Source organism: Vibrio breoganii (assembly GCF_024346795.1).
Lineage (GTDB): Bacteria > Pseudomonadota > Gammaproteobacteria > Enterobacterales > Vibrionaceae > Vibrio > Vibrio breoganii.
The window spans coordinates 2708541-2729423 of the sequence record NZ_AP024864.1; the positions used below are offsets into that span (position 1 = coordinate 2708541).

Below are 20883 nucleotides of genomic sequence, written 5' to 3' on the forward strand. Positions count from 1 at the left end.
GGCCGATGCTTCCTAGTCGATAACAATGCTGTTACCAAACTATAGTTGTAAATAAATATCGTAGCGTTGACCATCTCGCTCAACGGTGAGGTTAATCTCACTTAAGTCGCCCAAAGACTTCCAAATCTCGCCCATCGCTGACGGCTCCGTAAGGTCCGCGCCATTGAGTTCAACGGCGATATCGCCATCTTGCAGGCCAACAGAATCAAACAGCGCACGCTCTTTCCCAGGGCGAACACGATAACCCACTAACTTACCGTCACGGTTAACTTGAGATAGACGAATATACTTGAGGAACTGCTGAGGATTCTCTGATATTGCTGCTTTGATAGAGTCTAGGTCACCTAGATCGACCTCAGGGTTATTGCCCTGAACATTCGATTGGGGTTGCTGCTTCGCGATCTCTTGTACATCGGCGACGCGCTTATATTCTATCCCTTCTAACATTAAGGTTTCATTACGACCTTGGTTTTCGATGATAACTCTATCTTTTAGCACGTTACGCAGCTGCGCTCGCGTACCATCAATGGTCTCACCAATGCCATAGGTATCCTGATTTCCTCTGTTAGCAATCACCGCTAAACTGCTTTTCTGATTACTACTGGCCACCACGCCCACCAATACAAGATTAAGACGTGTTTTCGGGGCATCAACCACTTGCTCAACAACCGCAGGTGCATCTTCTGATTCTTCGCCAAACAGATTAGCATTGAGCAAAGGGGCAATATCCGCGCCTTGTTGCTGGCCAGTATTCGTGCCAACGCTAGCAGTTGAGGGTGTCCAGCGTTCAACTCCTGATTCAGACCCCATTAGGTGCCAAAATAAATGACCACACAGCCAAGCAGACGTAACTAGCAAAACAAAAGTCAATCCTCGGGCAATTATCGCCTGCTGATTCACTACACTATTTAGTAGTTGATTGGCTTTGTGCGAGTATGTGGAAAACTTAGACAAAACAGGTCCTTTTGATATACCGACTTCCATAGTATATGCCACTAAGGCGTTGGTGCTACTGGGTTAAACTGGTGCGCAAGATTACCATAAATAACATTACCAAATTTAGACAACCAATAAATTCGAATGTAAATAAATGCATTTACTTGAAAAATGATATATCCGTCACCATTAATCAGGCTGCTGGATAACACTTAGAGAGCAAAGATCACTATGAGTTCCAATACCGAGTCTGTAAGACTAGACAAATGGTTATGGGCAGCACGCTTTTATAAGACCCGTTCGATCGCTCGTAACATGATCGATGGTGGCAAGGTCCACTATGATGGGCAGCGTAGCAAACCAAGCAAAATTGTGGAACTAGGGGCTACCATTACCCTACGACAGGGAAATGTTGAAAAAACGGTTAGGATAGAAAAAGTTTCTGACCAACGACGCGGAGCACCTGAGGCGCAATTACTCTACAGCGAAACCGCTGAGAGTGTAGAGAAGCGAGAAAAAACTGCTTTAGAGCGCAAGCTGCACGCACATAACCCAAGTCCTGAACGTCGCCCTGATAAAAAACAACGACGTGACCTGATTAAATTTAAGAACCAATAAGCTGGAGTTTCCTAATGGAAAACAACGTGTTAAATCGTTACTTATTTGAAGATTTATCTGTACGTGGTGAACTAGTACAGCTAGATAAAGCGTATCAAGCCATCCTAGACAGCAAGCAATACCCAGCGGCAGTTCAAACCTTGCTTGGCGAACTGCTAGTGGCTACATCATTACTGACAGCCACTCTAAAGTTTGAAGGCTCTATCACGCTTCAATTACAAGGCGATGGCCCAGTATCATTGGCTGTCATCAATGGTGACAACAACCAAAAGATGCGCGGTGTTGCTCGCTTTGAAGGCGAGATCGCTGAGACTGCGACTTTGCATGACATGCTAGGCAAAGGTCACTTGGTGATTACGATTTCACCAAACAAAGGCGAACGCTACCAAGGCGTTGTTGGTCTAGAAGGCGATACCCTTGCGGAGGTTCTAGAGGCTTACTTTGAGCGCTCAGAGCAGCTTAAAACCCGCCTATGGTTCCGTATTGGTGAACATGAAGGCAAACAACACGCTGCAGGTATGCTGCTACAGGTTGTTCCAGATGGTACTGGCTCTGCGGATGACTTCGAGCACCTAGAGCAACTGACGGACACAGTGAAGAACGAAGAGTTGTTCGGCCTACCAGCCAATGAGTTGCTGTACCGACTTTACAACCAAGAAACCGTTAAGCTGTTCGACCCGCAAGAAGTTGAGTTCTTCTGTGGCTGTTCAAGAGAGCGCAGTGGCGCTGCAATCCTTACTGTGGCACGCGAAGAGATTAACGATATTTTGGCGACAGAAGGTAGCGTAGATTTACACTGCGACTACTGCGGAACCACTTACGATTTTGATGCTGCTCAAGTAGAAGAATTGTTTGCCAACGCAGAGAATAAGCCTACATTGCACTAAGCTCACAGTTTGAGCATTTTATAAACCGGCCAAGTGGGCCGGTTTTTTTATATCCATCACTTTTCATAGCGGAAAATGTTCATAAAATCCGCATTGACTCGCATTTTTAGCACGATATATGTCAATAGTGCGCTTTTATGATCAACCTCAAGACTTATTCCTGTCCAAATCCTGAACTACAAAAACGTGATCCTTGTTGAAAAAATAATCAAAAAAGCCATATATAGTCAGTATTAAGAAGATTGCTTGCTAGACCAAAATACTTATAAATTCAGCAACTTCAAAATTATTCTTACTATAAATACCCTACAAGGAGCACCTATGACCGTTATGGAACATACTAAGGCTGCAAACATCGATCTTACTCAATATGGTATCAACGGCTCTACCGAAATCGTTCGTAACCCGAGTTACGAAACGCTTTTCGCAGAGGAGACCAGTGAAACACTACAAGGTTACGAAAAGGGCATAGTGACAGAACTAGGCGCTGTAGCGGTAGATACTGGCATTTTCACAGGGCGTTCTCCAAAGGACAAATTCATTGTTAAGGATGACACCACACGTGAAAACATGTGGTGGACAACAGATACGGTTAAGAACGACAACAAGTCTATCGACCAAGCTGTTTGGAATGACCTAAAACAACTAGTAACCACTCAACTTTCCAATAAGCGTCTGTTTGTCATTGACGGTTATTGTGGCACTAACCCTGATACTCGCCTGGCTGTGCGTATCATCACAGAGGTAGCATGGCAGGCTCACTTTGTGAAAAACATGTTCATACGCCCTTCCGAAGACGAGCTAGCAACCTTCAAGCCTGACTTCGTGGTAATGAATGGTGCGAAATGCACCAACGATAAATGGCAAGAGCATGGTCTGAACTCTGAAAACTTCACTGTATTTAACCTCACAGAGAACATGCAGCTGATCGGCGGCACCTGGTATGGTGGCGAGATGAAGAAAGGCATGTTCGCAATGATGAACTACTTCCTTCCTCTACAAGACATCGCCTCTATGCACTGCTCTGCAAACATGGGCGAAGAAGGCGACGTCGCGGTATTCTTTGGTTTATCCGGTACGGGTAAAACAACGCTATCAACCGATCCAAAGCGTGCATTGATCGGTGATGATGAGCATGGCTGGGATGACGATGGCGTGTTTAACTTTGAGGGTGGTTGCTACGCAAAAACCATCAAGTTATCAAAAGAAGCAGAGCCAGATATCTATAATGCCATTCGTCGTGATGCGTTATTAGAGAACGTTACGGTGCGCAATGATGGCTCAATCAATTTTGATGACGGTTCGAAGACTGAGAATACTCGAGTCTCTTACCCAATCCATCACATTGAGAACATCGTTAAGCCTGTTTCTAAGGGCGGACACGCGAATAAGGTGATATTCCTATCTGCGGATGCATTTGGCGTTTTACCACCTGTGTCTAAGCTCACACCAGAGCAAACGAAGTATCACTTCCTTTCTGGCTTTACCGCTAAGTTAGCTGGTACTGAGCGTGGTATTACAGAGCCAACGCCAACCTTCTCTGCCTGTTTTGGCGCAGCGTTCCTCACTCTGCACCCAACCAAGTATGCAGAAGTGCTAGTGAAGCGTATGGAAGCCGCAGGTGCTGAGGCTTATCTAGTGAATACGGGCTGGAATGGTACAGGCAAGCGTATCTCTATCCAAGATACTCGCGCCATTATCGATGCCATTCTAGATGGTTCTATCGAGAAAGCGGAAACCACCACTATCCCTGTGTTTAACCTAGAGGTGCCTAAGTCACTACACGATGTTAATCCTGAGATCTTGGATCCACGCGACACCTACGTTGACCCATTGCAATGGGAAAGCAAGGCTAATGATTTAGCGCAACGCTTTATCAATAACTTTGACAAGTACACTGACAACGATGAAGGTAAATCACTCGTTAAAGCCGGACCACAGCTAGACTGATTATTCTTCTTGTGAATCAAGCCCCTGTTTCAGGGGCTTTTTTATTGATAAACAATAAGATATAAGTCATCTTTACCCATACGCGAACAGCATTGGGAAATAGGATGAAGGCGGTACTCAAAATCAGTTTATGGGCGATATTGCTTTTACTAGCAGGGCTTATTGCGCTATTTCTGATCTTACAAACCTCTCATTCAAGTTGGTTAACTCAACAAATCCTCTCTCGCGTCACAGATAATTCAATTCAAATAGACGAGTCACACTATCAGTACCCCGATCAATTATCTCTATCTCGAGTGACTATCGCTCAGCCCAATGACTCTGTCATTGCTATCAACAACGTGCAATTGAGTTTCGAAGCGCAATGGCGCTGGCCCAAGCCACTCTCAATAACCAATGTATTGATCTCCGGCGTTAACCTGCCTGAGGGAGTCCCAGATAAAAACGAGCTCGATAGCCTAGTGCAGCGCTGGCAGCCTCAGCATATTGAAATCCGAGGTATGGACTTTGCGAACAACGACTTTATCGCACGAGATATCCAGCTCACTTACACCCCGAAAGCCCCTTACCCTGAAGGGTACCTAAATATCGACAGTGATCAGGTGTACTGGAAGGGCGAAGCCTTTGATAACTTTAAGGCCAGAATCAATTACGTTGAAGATAAGACTCAATTAGACCTTGTCAGCTTTAATTGGCGTGGAGGCGAAATTCAATTCATTGCTGAGAAAAACAGTGATGATTGGGTGATCAACGATGCGTTGGTGCGAAACCTCCAGCTTTCCGAGCCTCTATTCTCTCAACCAGAGCCACCGCCACTGATCCCTCTTCTGAAAAAAATCACGTCTATTGAACACCTAGAGATCGAGCGATCTAGTTGGCAAGCTAATGACCTTGCTCTCAACCAAATGCATCTGCAGCTAAGCAACTGGGATCTTCGCAAAGACTTATGGACGCAAGATAGTCCATTCCAGTTTTCCGCAGAGAGCGTTGCTTGGCATGAACAATTGTTACTGGAGCCACAAGCATCAGGGCAATTTGCATCACACAGTATTCAGTTCGATAAGTTTACCTTTCTGTTTGAGCAGGGCCAATTTACCACCAGCGGTAAGCTGTCTGAAGACAGTGTGCACCTCAATGAACTAGAGATTAAGAATCTGGAGTGGAGTATTGAAGACCCTGAGGTCCATGATGCTGTAATGAAATCACTACATGCTCTACAGACCGTTGAAATAGACAAACTCAGGGTAGAGCGCAGTCAGCTTATTGATATTTCTACAGACAGTCATTGGCAGGTGTCCAATGTTAACGCCGAAGGCAGAGAACTTATCCTCAAAAAAGACGGTAATTGGGCGCTGTGGAATGGTTCCTTTGCCGCTAGTGCGAATAGCCTGTCTGCATTTGGCATGACGTCTATCAAGCCCTATCTAGAGACGGATACCACTGACGGACTATGGCATGTAAGGCAACTGTTTGTGCCTATCAATGATGGATTAATCAAAGCAGATTCAAGCATAGATCTAGGGCTAGCCAGCTATCCGTGGCAAGTGTCCGTACAGGCTTATGGCCTGCCTTTAGAAAGCATTACGCACCCGCTCGATGCGGCGGTCGGTTGGAACGGACTTGCTGACTTAACCATTGACTTAAGCGGTCTAGGTGGCGATGAGCTAATGCTAAAACACAGCCTTGATGGTCAGGTAAAGATAGCGCCACACGATGTACAGTTGACCCTACCTTTCTCTGCAAAAAATAAGCACACGGTTATCATTCCAGAGGTGAACATCGAAGCAAACAGAGGGGTGGTGAAGGTGTCAGAGATTCAATTCGTCAGCCAAGATTTGTCTGGAAGCGTGCAAGGCAGTGTTGACCTAGTGGATCTAGAAGGGGGGAACATTAAGTTTCACCTCAGCACAGATTGCCTGTCGCTCTCTTCTACACTGCCTAAAGGGCGCAATCAAATCTCCATGACCTGCCCTAAAGCTGAAAATCAGGAGAAACCCTAAACACTTAGGGTTTCATTGGCCTTTGAGCTAGGCAGCAATACATAAGTACCGGTAAATTCAACCGCTTCTTGTGTGCCACTATAGATAAATACCTTAATAATAATTCGGGCTCGGCGCCCTCCTTCTAGTCTATCAAGGTCTCCACTAATGCCATCCAAAGAGGTACTCGCTTTTGGGCTCTCTTTTACAGGGTGACGATAGCGAATATTACTGTCCGCAAGCACGATGTCAGCATGAAGGTTTCGCTCCTTCATCAACAGCCAAGCCATCCCCCACCCCGTTAAGGTGGCTAGGGTAAACGCTGAGCCTGCAAACATCGTATTGTGTGGATTAAGATTTGGGTTTAGCTGAGCAACACACTCAAACTTATAGCCGGTATACTGGTTGATCTTGATTCCCATTTTATCACTGATAGGGATCTGCTCTTCCCAGCGACTTTGTAGCTCATTACACCAATCAGGGCGTCGCAATACATTCGCCATAGGGTCGATGGTTTTAATCATTTGCTGATGGCGTACAGGTCCTCGCTCATCGCTCAACGAACCCTGGCTTTCAAAGCCATTATTGCGATAGAACTCAATGGCGTCTTCGCGGGCATTACACACCAGTCGCTTCACGCCCTCCTCTCTAGCCAAAGACTCTAGAGCTACCATGATCAAAGAACCAACGCCTTTGCCCTGGCGATTCTTTTTCACCGCCATATAACGGATCTGACCATCATCATCTGCAGTTACATACAGGCGTCCTATGGCAACAGGACGGCCTCGACTGTCCACTATCATGCGGTGATGGCTAAGCTCATCGTACTCGTCTCTTTCTGAACCCTTTGGCCTTTGCCAAGGCTCACGCAACATCTGCCAGCGAAAGTGATAATACTTTTGCAGTTGGTTTTCAGTTCTTGGGGTAATCAGTTTAAACATATGAGTTCAGATCCATTTGAATCAATTAGTTATAGAACAACAGTCCTAGACTTGGAGCCAGAAGGTAACAGGACCATCGTTGACCAGTGAGACCTTCATATCTGCAGCAAAGCGACCGCGCTCAGTGGGAAGCACTTCCGCGCATCGATCAGAGAAGTACTCATACAAGCGCTCTGCATCTGCCGGTGCCGCACCGCGTGAGAAACCCGCTCGAGTCCCTTTCTTAGTATCGGCAGGTAGCGTGAATTGGGAAACCACTAACACACTACCATCAACTTGCTTCACATTCAGATTCATTTTGTCTTCATCATCACCAAATACGCGATAGGTGGTTACCCTCTCCATCAAGCGTTTAGCTTTGGCTTCATCATCATCTCTTTCTACGCCAAGCAGGACTAATAAGCCTTTATCGATCTCTCCGACCACTTCACCGTCGACCTTTACAGCGGCCTCACTCACTCTCTGAATCAGAGCTATCACTTCGAATCCTTTTTCTCATTAATTTATCTTGGTAGTACAAAAACCATTTGATGCTGAATGGCTCATTCACCCGCCACACCTCATCTTCACCTAAGCTGGCTGTGATTTCTGCACCGATCAACACTATCATCCAGCAGAGATAAATCCACATAAATAACAGAGGGACCGCCGCCAAGGCACCATATATCAGCTGATACGAAGGGAACTGAGACACGTAGTAGGCGAATAGCTTCTTACTGACCTCAAACAAACAGCCGGCAACAAACGCGCCCGCCAAGGCGTGATTAAAGCGTACCTTAATATTAGGCACCAGCAGATACAGCCCAAAGAAGGCTAAGAAAGAAAAGCTGATAGGCAACAGGCCATACACCAAATGCACCGTATCTTCGCTCCAAACCCGTAGCGAGCCAACGTAAGAAGAAAAGACCAAGCTCATGCCCACTAGCACAGGACCGAGAGTTAGCACCATCCAATACATAGAAAATGAATACACAGTACGGCGCTTTTTGCGCACTCGCCAAATGTAGTTGAGGTTTTTATCGATGGCCGAGATCAATAGCAAGGCAGCAAAGAATAGGAACACTAACCCTATCGAGGTCATCTTACCCGTATTGGCAATAAATTCGTTCAGAGTGTGCTGAATAGCCTCACCCGCAGCGGGCACAAAGTTACTAAACACGAACTGCTGAACCGTATCCCCTACACCATCAAATAGAGGCACACGCGACAACGCGGTTAAGGTAACCGTGGTTAAAGGGACCAAAGACAATAGAGTGATGTAAGCCATATAACCTGCATTCACAGGTAGCCTATCGTGCTTGGCTCTTTGGTAGAGGTAGCCGGAGTAATGTAATAAAACATGTACCCAGCGTGGAAGATTGAGCATTTACTGCGTCCTGCTGTAATACCAATAGGGATTGAAAGTTGAGACTTATTCACAAGTCATCATGACTTGCCGTTTGAAAATTCAATCTGTTACGAAAGAAGTTTCAGTTTAGCAAAAAAAACAGCCCCGCAGAAGTAAGCCAATAAAGGGGCTTCTGCGGGGCTGCGTTCAGCTGTGCTGTGCACTCAGCGCACAGCTAGTCTGAGATTAGATTACTTAGCTGGACGTGCTGCGCGCTTACGCTCGTTCTCAGTAAGAAGCTTCTTACGGATACGAATGCTTTCAGGCGTTACTTCTACTAGTTCATCTTCGTCAATGAACTCAAGAGCTTGCTCTAGAGTGTGCTTGATCGGTGGAGAAAGAACCTGAGCTTCGTCCGTACCAGAAGCACGTACGTTCGTTAGCTGCTTACCTTTAAGACAGTTAACGGTTAGGTCGTTTGCACGGTTATGAATACCGATTACCTGACCTTCGTAAACTTCATCAGCGTGCTGTGCAAACAGACGACCACGCTCTTGTAGGTTAAACAGAGCATACGTCAGAGCTTTACCCGTTGCGTTCGAGATAAGAACACCGTTATTACGTTGACCAATTACGCCGCCTTTGTGAGGGCCGTAGTGATCAAACGAGTGGTACATCAGGCCAGAACCAGACGTCAACGTTAGGAATTCAGTTTGGAAACCGATAAGACCACGAGAAGGCATCATAAAGTCCATGCGAACACGACCTTTACCATCAGGAGACATATCTGTTAGCTCACCTTTACGTAGGCCGATATTTTCCATGATGCCACCTTGATGCTCTTCAAGCACATCGATGGTTACTGTCTCGTAGGGTTCTAGAAGTTGACCGTCTTCTTCTTTAAGGATTACTTCTGGACGAGATACTGCTAGCTCGAAGCCTTCACGACGCATGTTTTCGATAAGGATCGAAAGGTGAAGCTCACCACGACCAGATACACGGAAACGGTCAGGGTTGTCAGTTTCTTCAACGCGCAATGCTACGTTGTGTACCAATTCTTTCTCAAGACGCTCAAGGATGTTACGTGAAGTAACGAACTTGCCTTCTTTACCCGCGAACGGAGAAGTGTTTACTTGGAAAGTCATAGTAACCGTTGGCTCATCTACAGATAGAGGAGTCATCGCTTCTACATTGTTTTGGTCACAGATAGTGTCTGAAATCTTCAGCTCACCAAGACCTGTAATTGCAATGATGTCACCTGCATTTGCTTGCTCAACTTCGTGACGGTCAAGACCAAGGTAACCCAATACCGTGCCTACTTTACCGTTACGCTTTTTACCTTCAGCGTTAACAATAGTCACTTGCTGGTTAGGCTTAACAGAACCACGAGTTACACGACATACACCGATAACACCAACGTAAGAGCTGTAATCAAGCTGAGAAACCTGCATTTGCAGTGAACCGTCTAGGTCAACGTTTGGAGATTCTACTGTATCAACAACAGCTTGGAACAATGGTTCCATGTTCTCGCCAGTTGCGCCTTCTTCCATTGTTGCCCAGCCATTAAGCGCTGAAGCGTAAACAACAGTAAAGTCTAGCTGCTCGTCAGTTGCGCCTAGGTTGTCAAATAGATCGAAAACTTGGTCCATAACCCAATCAGGGCGAGCGCCAGGGCGGTCAATCTTGTTGATTACAACGATTGGCTTAAGGCCGTGTGCAAATGCTTTTTGTGTTACGAAGCGAGTTTGAGGCATAGGGCCGTCAACTGCATCTACGATAAGCAAAACAGAATCAACCATAGACATGATACGCTCAACTTCACCACCGAAATCGGCGTGTCCTGGGGTATCTACGATGTTGATGCGGTAATCATTCCAGTTAATTGCAGTGTTTTTTGCAAGAATGGTAATGCCACGCTCTTTCTCGATGTCGTTCGAGTCCATTACGCGCTCTTCAGCTTCACCACGAGACTCAAGCGTACCCGATTGCTGTAGCAGCTTATCAACCAGTGTTGTTTTACCATGGTCAACGTGCGCAATGATGGCGATGTTTCTTAACTTATCAATCTGTGGAGTAGACATGAATAGAGTTCACTCAGTAGCGTCTCGGCGGTTTGCCGATGACAGGAATTAAAAAAATTTGCCGTAATGTATCAGATTTTAGCCAAAATCCCAACAAGATGTGATCTATACCTTACTTATTAATGAATTATTGACCTCTATTTAGCCCCCAGCTTAGTAAATTCCACTGGCTTCCCTCTTTTAGTCACCTTATTTACCCTTTAGAGGCGATCTCTCATCGCACCAATCTAGGGCGAAAGTGATCCATTTCTTATTTTTAACTGAGAATAATTCATTGATATTGAGCAACTGCACCCAAATCTCACATTTTTACGCCCCAATATTGTGCAACCATGGATCATCTTGGTGCACTGCGGATATCAAAAAGCAACCGCCAGCCAATTAAAGCATTGATAAATATAGATTTTAAAAAGTTGGCACGCCTTTCGCATTAGGGAAAGCAGTCGAAAAATATTAATTGTTCGATGAGTAAAAAAGAGTGTAGATTGAATCCTAGGATTTTATGCTCACCAAAATCGAGCAATCACGTTTACCAACACTGGAGGTTTTCCAATCATGTCAGTAGAAAATGTACTATCGCTGATCCAAGAAAATGAAGTTAAGTTCGTTGACTTACGCTTTACCGATACTAAAGGTAAAGAGCAACATATCTCTCTTCCTTCACACCAAGTCGATGCAGACTTCTTTGAAGAAGGCAAAATGTTCGATGGTTCTTCTGTAGCTGGTTGGAAGGGTATCAATGAATCTGACATGGTTATGATGCCGGACGCAGCAAGCGCGGTACTTGACCCATTCACAGAAGATTCAACACTGAACATCCGTTGTGACATTCTTGAGCCTACTACTATGCAAGGCTACGACCGCGACCCTCGCTCTATCGCGAAGCGCTCTGAAGAGTACATGCGTTCTACTGGAATCGCAGATACAGTACTAATCGGTCCAGAACCAGAATTCTTCCTGTTTGACGATGTTAAGTTCAACACTGACATGTCAGGTTCTTTCTACAAAATCGATGACGTAGAAGCATCTTGGAACTCAGGTTCTGATTTTGAAGAAGGTAACAAAGGTCACCGTCCAGGTGTTAAAGGCGGTTACTTCCCAGTAGCTCCTGTTGATTCATCTCAAGATATCCGTTCTGCTATGTGTCTAATCATGGAAGAAATGGGCCTAGTAGTTGAAGCGCATCACCACGAAGTAGCTACAGCGGGTCAGAACGAGATCGCTACTCGCTTCAACACGCTAACAACTAAAGCTGATGAAACTCAAATCTATAAGTATGTTGTTCATAACGTAGCTCACGCTTACGGCAAAACAGCAACTTTCATGCCTAAACCACTGGTTGGCGACAACGGTTCTGGTATGCACGTTCACCAATCTCTAGCAAAAGATGGCGTTAACCTATTTGCTGGTGACAAGTACGGTGGCCTATCTGAGCTAGCTATCTACTACATCGGTGGCGTAATCAAGCACGCGCGTGCAATCAACGCATTTGCTAACCCTGCAACTAACTCATACAAGCGTCTAGTTCCAGGTTTCGAAGCACCTGTTATGCTTGCATACTCTGCACGTAACCGTTCTGCTTCTATCCGTATCCCAGTAGTACCAAGCCCTAAAGCACGCCGTATCGAGCTACGCTTTGGTGACCCAGCGGCTAACCCATACCTAGCATACTCTGCAATGCTAATGGCTGGCCTTGACGGTATTAAGAACAAGATCCACCCAGGCGAAGCTATGGACAAGGATCTATACGACCTACCTGCAGAAGAAGCAGCTGAAATCCCAACAGTTGCAGCTTCACTACAAGAAGCGCTTGCTTCTCTAGATGCAGACCGTGAGTTCCTAACTGCTGGCGGCGTATTCTCTGATGACTTCATCGATTCTTACATCGACCTGAAATCTCAAGACGTAGAAAAGATCAACATGACAACTCACCCACTTGAGTTTGACCTTTACTACTCTGTTTAATCTTTAGATTAAGCGCTTTTAAAAGGGTCTGCCATTGGCAGGCCCTTTTTTATTCTCCATTTGTCGTGCACTCAATTAATTAGCACCAATTAAGAGCAATCTCAAAAAACGGCAAGCTTTTTGCATTATCTAGGGAAGAGCTAATTTCCTCGAACTGCAGCACTTATTGCACCAATATTGTGCAATAATAAACTTAGATTTTCTCTCTGCACCAAAAAGGATTTTTCGTGAGTAAACCACTAGCTGACACCGTCTTAGAACAACTTGTTACAGCGACCTTGCTGATCGATGAAGCATTGACGGTTTGCTACTTAAACCCAGCGGCTGAACAGTTATTTGGACAGAGTAAGAATCGTTGTGTCGATCAGCGGTTACCTGAATTGGTGGAGCACTCCTCCATCGACTTTGCGGTGTTTGAACAACCCTTAATTTCAGGGCAGAGCATTACAGACAGTGACGTCACCTTTGTTATAGAAGGCAGACCATTGCTATTGGAGATCACCATCAGCCCTATTTCGTGGGACAAAAAGGTGATGCTTTTAGTTGAGTTGCGACAGGTGGATCAACAAAGAAGACTCAATCAAGAGCTCAATCAACATGCTCAGCAGCAAGCAGCCAAGCTACTGGTGAGAAGCCTGGCTCATGAAATTAAGAACCCGCTTGGTGGACTTCGCGGCGCAGCGCAACTACTAGAAAAAATGCTGCCATCGGAGTCATTGCGCGAATATACCCAGATTATTATCGAGCAAGCTGACAGGTTACGGAACCTGGTGGATCGCTTGCTTGGACCACAAAGACCGGGCACCAAGCAACCAGAGAATGTGCACCTTATTTTAGAAAAGGTGCGTCAGTTGGTCGGGCTCGAGTTAGGTCAAAATGTTCGCATTGAGCGAGATTATGATCCGAGCTTGCCGGATATTGCCATGGACAGCGAGCAGATCGAGCAGGCACTGCTCAACATAGTGAGCAATGCCGCTCAAATATTACAAAAGCAAGATGATGCTCTAATCACCCTAACCACTCGAACTGAGCATCAAGTCAATATCCATGGCAAGCGAGTTAAGCTTGCCGCCAGAATAGAGGTGGTCGATAACGGTCCTGGTATTCCCCCAGAGCTAGTAGATACCTTGTTTTACCCTATGGTCAGTGGCCGAGAGGGTGGTACTGGGCTTGGGCTATCAATATCCCAAAACCTTATAGACCAGCATCACGGCAAGATCGAAGTAGACAGTTGGCCCGGTAAAACGACGTTCACCGTTTATCTACCCATTTTAGATTATTAAAAAATAAAAGCGCTAGGAGGCAGAATAATGAGTAAAGGCTATGTGTGGGTCGTTGATGACGACAGTTCTATACGCTGGGTTCTAGAAAAGACCCTCTCTAACGCCAATATAAAGTGTGAAACCTTCGCAGATGCTGAAAGCGTACTTTTAGCACTAGAGCGAGAGGTTCCAGACGTTATCATCTCAGATATTCGTATGCCTGGTATGGATGGCCTTGACCTGCTTAAACAGATCCAAAAAGCGGAGCCTGAATTGCCGGTTATTATTATGACGGCTCACTCAGACCTAGACGCTGCCGTTAAGGCGTATCAAGAAGGGGCTTTTGAGTACCTGCCGAAGCCATTTGATATCGATGAAGCACTTGCCCTTGCCGATCGCGCCATTACTCATAGCCAAGAACAAAAACAAAGCCACAACGCGTTAACCTCCAGCAAAGCGGACACTCCTGAAATCATAGGCGAGGCACCTGCGATGCAAGAGGTCTTCCGTGCTATCGGCCGTCTCTCCCGCTCCTCTATCTCTGTGTTAATTAATGGTGAATCAGGTACGGGTAAGGAATTGGTCGCCCACGCTTTGCATAAACACAGTCCTCGTAGCAAAAATCCTTTTATTGCCCTCAATATGGCTGCGATTCCAAAAGACCTTATCGAGTCAGAGCTTTTCGGACATGAGAAAGGGGCATTTACTGGCGCAAACAGCGTTCGCCAAGGTCGATTCGAACAGGCCAATGGTGGCACGCTATTTTTGGATGAAATTGGTGATATGCCACTGGATATCCAAACGCGATTATTGCGCGTACTTGCCGACGGACAGTTCTATCGTGTCGGCGGGCACTCTGCTATCAAGGTAGACGTAAGGATCATTGCGGCTACTCACCAAAACCTAGAATCTCTCGTTAAAGAGGGGGACTTTCGTGAAGATCTCTTCCACCGCTTAAACGTTATTCGCGTACACATCCCTTCTTTAAGGGAGCGCAAACAAGATATCGAAAAGCTCGCACAGCACTTCCTAGATTTAGCTGCAGAAGAGCTGAGTGTTGAAGTGAAAACCCTGTCCAAAGAAGCGGTAGATATCCTTACTCGACTTAGCTGGCCGGGCAACGTTAGACAACTAGAGAACACCTGTCGCTGGTTGACGGTCATGGCAAGTGGTAGTGAAATACTGCCGTCAGACCTTCCTCAAGAGCTTGTAGAAGAGCGAAGCCTGTCTACCAGTACGGATAGCTCAGACTGGCAAGAACTGCTAGAGAAGTGGGCTAGAACCGCACTCGCCTCTGGGGAAACGGAACTCCTCTCTTATGCCCTTCCTGAATTTGAGCGTATTTTATTGAAGGTAGCGCTGAATCACACCAATGGTCATAAACAAGACGCTGCAAAAGTATTGGGATGGGGACGCAATACATTAACTCGTAAGTTGAAAGAGCTAAGCCTCAGCGATTAATTGAACTCAATTGATTGGCTATTGCTGGACGCCAAAAAAGAAAAAAGCCACCTTGGTTAAGGTGGCTTTCTGCTCTAAATAACGCGAGAAAACTGCTGCTGGCGAGCCTTAGCTCGGAAGTATTTATCAAAACACATACAGATGTTTCGAATCAGCAAGCGACCACGAAGGCTTACCTTAATCTCAGAATCTGAGACCTCAACCAATTCATCATCAATGAAGGTTTGTAGTAGCTGCAAATCTTCAGCGAAGTACTGATCAAAGCTTAATCCGAACTGCTGTTCGATATCGCGCTTATTCAAAGTAAAGTTACAGATAAGCTGCTTGATCACCTCACGGCGGGTTAGGTCGTCTTTATCCAGAGCCACGCCCTTCCACAGTGCATGACGCTCAGACTCTATCTGACCGTAGTATAGCTTAAGCTCTTTCTGGTTTTGCGCATACGTATCACCCACCATAGAAATGGCAGAGACACCAAAGCCGATAAGGTCGCAATCACCTTGCGTGGTATAGCCTTGGAAGTTTCGATGTAGCTCACCGTTTCGCTGTGCCACTGCAAGTTCATCTTCTGGAAGTGCAAAGTGGTCCATACCGATAAACTGATACCCTTCGGTCGTCAGGGTTTCAATGGTTTGCTGCAGAATAGACATACGCTCAGAGGCAATGGGTAGGTCTTCGTCTTTGATCTTACGCTGCGCTGCAAACAACTGAGGCATGTGAGCGTAATTAAACACTGATAGGCGTCCTGGACGCATACTCAGCACCTGACGCATAGTTTCAGCAAACGAGTCCGCCGTTTGCAACGGCAAGCCATAAATTAGGTCTAGATTGGTAGAGCGAAAGCCCAGCGTTTTAGCTCGTTCAACCATAGCAAAAATGAACGCTTCATCTTGTTCACGGTTTACTACACGCTGTACTTCTTTATTGAAGTCTTGAACACCAATACTCAGTCGGTTAAAGCCCTTTTCACGCAAGTGATCAAGCATATCCAGCTCAATCTCACGCGGGTCTACCTCAATACTGATTTCAGCATCAGCATTAAACGCAAACTCTTCGTAAATCACCGCCATCAAACGGCTAATTTGCGCCTTGGTTAAGAAGGTGGGTGTGCCCCCACCAAAGTGCAACTGGTTTACCTTACGCTCTTTCAGCAGTGCCGCACGCTGGCGAATCTCAAATTCCAATACATCTAAGTAGTCGTCCGCTTTATGCTGATGACGAGTGATGACCTTATTACAACCACAGTAGTAGCAAAGCTTATGGCAGAACGGAATGTGGATATAGAGAGATAGCGGACGCTCAGGATATTGCATGTACGCAATGTCTAGCTCAGCAACGGTGAACGCCTCGTGGAATTCCACAGCCGTTGGGTAAGAAGTGTAACGAGGCCCAGAGTAGTTGTATTTATCCAATACACTCTGATCCCAGATAATTTGTCGGCTAGACATATTAATATCCTAAGTACTGCTGATAAGGGGAGCTATTTTGCCACAGCCACTAAGGTGACTCGTTTTATAGCTAGCAAATATCAGGCAGAATTGTTGATATTTGCTAGCAGGATCACGCCTATGGCGAGTGCTATCGCATTTGAATGGAGATTTGGTCGTTCAATGGAGCCACTTGACCCTTAAGATCTTTCAACTCTTCAATAATAGTATCACTCAGACGAGTTTCAGCCTTATGACGAGCCAAGTTCTGTTTCATGCGCTCTTGTTTCGCCAATTGCTGGCGATCTTCGCCTCGAGCCATGTCATTAACCACTTCAAATAGCTCGCTCAACGCTGGGTAGCGTGTTTTCACATCAATGCGTTGCTCACCCTGAACATAGTCCAGAATGTTGCACAGACGAATGCTCAGCTCCGAAAGGTCACATTGACCTTGAATGCCTGCAAGGCATAAAGTATCGACACTTTCGAAGATCTTGGCATTGCGCTTTGCAATGGCTAACGCCTGATGTTGTGAAATAAGCTGCTTCTGCTTTTTAAGTTTATTAAGCAAATACGCAGCGTAACCACCCAACCCAAGGATGATGATAACTCCAATCGAAGCCAGCACAGCCATATCCATTGATTCTTAGTCCTTGAAATCGCTTAGATCTAGGTCTTCAAATGAGGCAAGAAGCTCATCTTCCGTTTTTGCTTTCTTGCTCTTATTCGCTTTACTTGGAACAACAACCTCTTCCGGCTCTTCTTCCTCTGGCTCAAGTAGACCCAGTTGCTTCATTAGCACTTCTACGCGATCCAATTTCTGGTCAACGTACGACTGAAGGCCTACACCTAGAGATTCGCCATTTTCAATGCGATCTAGTAACACATTCAATTGTGCATCATTTTCTAGTGCTTCTAGCTCTTGCTCTGCAGTGTACTTGCGTTGCTGCTTAGTTGGCTTAGGAGCTGCCTCTATGATAAGTGGGATCTTTTTCTTAGAACCAATGCGTGGATCACGTTGACCGCGACCTGCGTTCTCTTTTGATTCAGTAGCAACCGAGTGGCGTGCACCAGCTTTCTGACCTTTACGCTTCTTTAGTTTCTTGCGTGTGCGTCCCTCTACATCCGCCTCAGAGCGGTTACGAGTTACGATTAGGTCTACATCACCTGTTGAACCTGCTTTTCTCGATTTCTTATGTCGACTCATTACTCGACTTCCTCAATAATATTACGTCGTTTTCAATAAATTCTAGTTCTAGCTCATCTCTCGCAGCTAAAAACTCAAATGTGCTTCTGCTAAAAAATACTACATGCGTGTGGTCATTCTTGTAGTGCCATGTGGAAAAGGCCTCTACATCACGAACCATCTTAGTCATCAAACCTAGCCAGCCGCCTGGCTTCAACATGCTCATCCACTGTGCCCAAACTACATCAGGCTGATAGAGGTGCTCTATTACCTCTGTCGCAGTGATAAAGTCATAGCGCTTGTTTAATACCTTGGTATCTGGATAGTAGTAGAGATCGTACAAGTCTACATCGTGCCCCGCCTCTTGCATCATCAAAGATAATGTAGGACCGGGACCACAGCCAAAGTCTAACCCTTGCTTGTGGCTACCGATTCTTTCGGCAAGTGGAATCTGAACTCTCGATAAGAACTTACGATAACCCACGTCAGTTGGGTCATTTTCATGTAGATCATAGTGAGCCTTTTCTTGGCTTGAATCCAGCCTTTGATTGGGGTCAACGAACACCAGTTCGCAACGCTGACATTGATGGTACTGTCTGCGCTTATCTTCCCAATAAAACTTTGATTCACTATGATGACAAAGTGGACAATCTAACATTCAAATCGCCTATTTAGCTTAGGAGGCGCAACTTATCAAAATATGGGGAAAGAGTGTAGAAAAAATCCGCAATTCCGCTGTTTTTTTTGTATGCGTATACGGCAATATTCCATATCAAGCGTCTTTAAGCCGGTTATTCGCAAATTTCAGGCAATAAAAAAGCGATAGGTTTCCCTATCGCTCTCAAAATTCCATTTGTTTTTGACGCTTTCCATGCCAAAATTTTGTTTTTCATCATCCTGATGATTTTTGTTATCCCTAGCAAGCTTCCATTTGCGCGGCTAATCCTCAGCCTTCCTATCTGGGTTCTCGACCTGAGAAAAACAAACCATCCGTTGTTAACCCTACGTCGCCAAAGGCGATACCATTCCCTAAACTTTTCCTGAGCAAGACTGAAAACAATCAATCATCATGTCCTTTCGATAACGACTACTCTACTCCTGATAGAAAAATGTGCAATTAATAAACAGCAGGAGCCGATCACACTTTTAAAAACCCACAATTATTCATTAAATCTTTCAATTAGTTACAAAGTTGCTGTGCAATATAGCGGATATCGAAAATGAGAAATGTCTCACAAAGTGATGTGATAATCAGCCAAGCTATGACAAAAATAGCAGGTAGCAGAATAAACTAAGGCCCAACATCGAGTGGATGTTAGGCCTTTAAATCTTTGTTAGCGACAAAGATGGAGATTAGTGCAGACCACCAACATACTTGGCGAGTACATCCATCTCTTCTTCTGTCAGCTTCTTCGCTACATCGTGCATCATGCCGTTTAGGTCATTGTTACGCTCCATTGAAGCGAACTTTTGTAGCTGCTGCTTGATGTAATCAGCATGTTGACCTGAGATCTTAGGGAAGCCTGATAGGCTAGTGCCGTTTCCGCGAGGACCATGACAAGCCACACAAGCGGCAATTCCGCGCTCTGCGTTACCCGCTAGGTACAACTCTTTGCCCTGCTCTACCACATTCTCAGGTGTTGTATTTTCTGACATAGGTATAGACGCATAATAAGCCGCTAAGTCAGCCATATCTTCGTCTGTCAAAGGCATGGCCATTGCACTCATCGCTGGGTCATAACGACCTTGCTTGCCACCACTAGTTGCACCCAACTTAAGGTCCTTAAGTTGTTTCTCAATATAGTTTTCGTGTTGGCCTGCCAGTTTAGGATAAATAGCTACTGGACTATTGCCGTCAGCACCATGACAAGCTGCACAAGTTGCTGATTTTTCTTTACCTGCTTCAATGCTACCTGCCGCCCACACAGAGCAGCTAGCGAAAAGAGTTACGATGAGCGCTAATTTCTTCATGACATTCCATTATAATAATTGAGCTTCCAAGACTAAGGCTTGCTCAGTTTTTATCTTCTAGATTGAATAAAAAGTACCTGAAAAGGTGAACAAGCCCTAGGTGCCGCCTTTTGTCGTGCTAGAATAGGCGAACTAATGCCGAACACGGTTATTTTACACAAATTCACAAAAAAGTAATCAGTCGACTACACAAAGTCGCGATGGAGTTAACAGTGAGCGTAAAAATTCATTACCAAAACACGCATTTTATAACCAGTGCCCCTGATATTCGTCACCTTCCTGAAGATGAAGGTATCGAAATCGCATTCGCTGGTCGTTCTAATGCGGGAAAATCTAGTGCGCTCAACCGCCTAACCAACCAGCGCGCACTGGCAAAAACCAGTAAGACCCCAGGTCGTACTCAGCTAATTAACTTATTCAAGGTGGATGAGAACTGTCACATTGTCGATCTTCCGGGATACGGTTTTGCTCAAGTTCCTCTGGAACTAAAGAAAAAGTGGCAAAGAAGCCTTGGCGAATACTTACAAAGACGTGAGTGTCTAAAAGGACTAGTGGTCCTAATGGATATTCGTCATCCAATGAAAGACCTCGACCAGCAGATGATCTTCTGGGCAGTAGACTCTGGCATCCCAGTTCAGGTTCTATTAACTAAAGCGGATAAATTGAAGAGTGGCGCTCGTAAAGCAGCCCTACTTAAGATTCAAAAAGATGCTGAAGGCTTCGGTGGTGATGTGAATGTTGAAGCATTCTCTTCCTTAAAAGGGATTGGTGTTGATCAGCTACGTGCGCGTCTAGACACCTGGTTTGCACCAGCCTTTGAGCAACCTGAACAAGATGATGATGCTCTAGAGCAAGAATAGCTCGATAGCGAACCATGATTAACAAAACGCGG

The 20883-nt window shown here is 45.5% G+C and carries 18 protein-coding genes; 8 read left to right on the forward strand and 10 right to left on the reverse strand.

Going from position 1 to position 20883, the window contains the following annotated elements:
* Positions 1 to 39 precede the first annotated feature (39 nt).
* Positions 40 to 984: a type II secretion system protein GspC gene (gene gspC, locus OCU35_RS12595; RefSeq protein WP_315972626.1), complete on the reverse strand. Its 945-nt coding sequence runs from the start codon at positions 982 to 984 to the stop codon at positions 40 to 42.
* Positions 985 to 1167: 183 nt separating this feature from the next.
* Here gspC and hslR point away from each other — a divergent pair, with 183 nt between their 5' ends.
* The 4 genes from hslR to OCU35_RS12615 all read left to right on the forward strand — a co-directional run bounded on the left by hslR (position 1168) and on the right by OCU35_RS12615 (position 6391).
* A complete protein-coding gene (gene hslR / locus OCU35_RS12600) occupies positions 1168 to 1554 on the forward strand; it encodes a ribosome-associated heat shock protein Hsp15 (RefSeq protein WP_017029359.1) in 387 nt (128 codons plus the stop codon).
* A 14-nt stretch (positions 1555 to 1568) separates the two neighbouring features.
* Complete coding sequence (gene hslO, locus OCU35_RS12605; protein WP_102446540.1) at positions 1569 to 2441, forward strand: Hsp33 family molecular chaperone HslO; 873 nt, start codon at positions 1569 to 1571, stop codon at positions 2439 to 2441.
* Between the two features lie 321 nt (positions 2442 to 2762).
* Entirely contained in the window at positions 2763 to 4391 is a 1629-nt protein-coding gene (gene pckA / locus OCU35_RS12610) for a phosphoenolpyruvate carboxykinase (ATP) (protein ID WP_261825451.1), read from the forward strand.
* 104 nt (positions 4392 to 4495) lie between these two features.
* Positions 4496 to 6391, forward strand: a complete 1896-nt coding sequence (locus tag OCU35_RS12615; RefSeq protein WP_261825452.1) for an AsmA family protein — start codon at positions 4496 to 4498, stop codon at positions 6389 to 6391.
* Here OCU35_RS12615 and OCU35_RS12620 read toward each other — a convergent pair.
* From OCU35_RS12620 to typA, 4 genes are all read right to left on the reverse strand, one after another.
* Positions 6388 to 7311, reverse strand: coding sequence for a bifunctional GNAT family N-acetyltransferase/hotdog fold thioesterase (locus OCU35_RS12620; protein ID WP_017029355.1), 924 nt, complete (start codon positions 7309 to 7311; stop codon positions 6388 to 6390). The two genes, OCU35_RS12615 and OCU35_RS12620, sit on opposite strands and share 4 nt — an antisense overlap.
* Before the next feature lie 45 nt (positions 7312 to 7356).
* Positions 7357 to 7791 (reverse strand): D-aminoacyl-tRNA deacylase, encoded by a 435-nt coding sequence (gene dtd / locus OCU35_RS12625; protein ID WP_026012654.1) that lies wholly within the window; start codon positions 7789 to 7791, stop codon positions 7357 to 7359.
* Positions 7763 to 8677, reverse strand: a complete 915-nt coding sequence (locus tag OCU35_RS12630) for a virulence factor BrkB family protein (protein ID WP_017029353.1) — start codon at positions 8675 to 8677, stop codon at positions 7763 to 7765. The genes dtd and OCU35_RS12630 overlap by 29 nt, the downstream gene beginning before the upstream one ends.
* Positions 8678 to 8889: 212 nt before the next feature.
* Complete coding sequence (typA, locus tag OCU35_RS12635; protein ID WP_261825453.1) at positions 8890 to 10719, reverse strand: translational GTPase TypA; 1830 nt, start codon at positions 10717 to 10719, stop codon at positions 8890 to 8892.
* A gap of 555 nt (positions 10720 to 11274) precedes the next feature.
* On the opposite strand from typA, the gene glnA reads away from it, so the two are divergent.
* The 3 genes from glnA to glnG all read left to right on the forward strand — a co-directional run bounded on the left by glnA (position 11275) and on the right by glnG (position 15407).
* Positions 11275 to 12684: a glutamate--ammonia ligase gene (gene glnA / locus OCU35_RS12640; protein ID WP_102501724.1), complete on the forward strand. Its 1410-nt coding sequence runs from the start codon at positions 11275 to 11277 to the stop codon at positions 12682 to 12684.
* Positions 12685 to 12911: 227 nt separating this feature from the next.
* Positions 12912 to 13967 (forward strand): nitrogen regulation protein NR(II), encoded by a 1056-nt coding sequence (gene glnL, locus OCU35_RS12645; protein WP_261825454.1) that lies wholly within the window; start codon positions 12912 to 12914, stop codon positions 13965 to 13967.
* A 27-nt stretch (positions 13968 to 13994) separates the two neighbouring features.
* Positions 13995 to 15407: a nitrogen regulation protein NR(I) gene (gene glnG, locus OCU35_RS12650; protein ID WP_017033014.1), complete on the forward strand. Its 1413-nt coding sequence runs from the start codon at positions 13995 to 13997 to the stop codon at positions 15405 to 15407.
* 74 nt (positions 15408 to 15481) lie between these two features.
* Here glnG and hemN read toward each other — a convergent pair whose 3' ends face one another.
* The 5 genes from hemN to OCU35_RS12675 all read right to left on the reverse strand — a co-directional run bounded on the left by hemN (position 15482) and on the right by OCU35_RS12675 (position 19991).
* Entirely contained in the window at positions 15482 to 16855 is a 1374-nt protein-coding gene (gene hemN / locus OCU35_RS12655; RefSeq protein ID WP_065209358.1) for an oxygen-independent coproporphyrinogen III oxidase, read from the reverse strand.
* A gap of 130 nt (positions 16856 to 16985) precedes the next feature.
* Complete coding sequence (locus OCU35_RS12660; RefSeq protein ID WP_261825455.1) at positions 16986 to 17474, reverse strand: DUF2489 domain-containing protein; 489 nt, start codon at positions 17472 to 17474, stop codon at positions 16986 to 16988.
* Positions 17475 to 17480: 6 nt separating this feature from the next.
* On the reverse strand, positions 17481 to 18041 hold the full coding sequence (gene yihI, locus OCU35_RS12665; RefSeq protein WP_017029346.1) for a Der GTPase-activating protein YihI: 561 nt from the start codon (positions 18039 to 18041) through the stop codon (positions 17481 to 17483).
* Positions 18028 to 18678 (reverse strand): methyltransferase domain-containing protein, encoded by a 651-nt coding sequence (locus OCU35_RS12670; protein ID WP_065599596.1) that lies wholly within the window; start codon positions 18676 to 18678, stop codon positions 18028 to 18030. The genes yihI and OCU35_RS12670 overlap by 14 nt, the downstream gene beginning before the upstream one ends.
* A gap of 695 nt (positions 18679 to 19373) precedes the next feature.
* Positions 19374 to 19991: a c-type cytochrome gene (locus OCU35_RS12675; RefSeq protein WP_017029343.1), complete on the reverse strand. Its 618-nt coding sequence runs from the start codon at positions 19989 to 19991 to the stop codon at positions 19374 to 19376.
* A gap of 200 nt (positions 19992 to 20191) precedes the next feature.
* On the opposite strand from OCU35_RS12675, the gene yihA reads away from it, so the two are divergent.
* The gene (gene yihA, locus OCU35_RS12680; protein WP_261825456.1) at positions 20192 to 20851 is read left to right on the forward strand and encodes a ribosome biogenesis GTP-binding protein YihA/YsxC; all 660 of its coding nucleotides are present in this window, start codon (positions 20192 to 20194) and stop codon (positions 20849 to 20851) included.
* Positions 20852 to 20883: the final 32 nt, after the last annotated feature.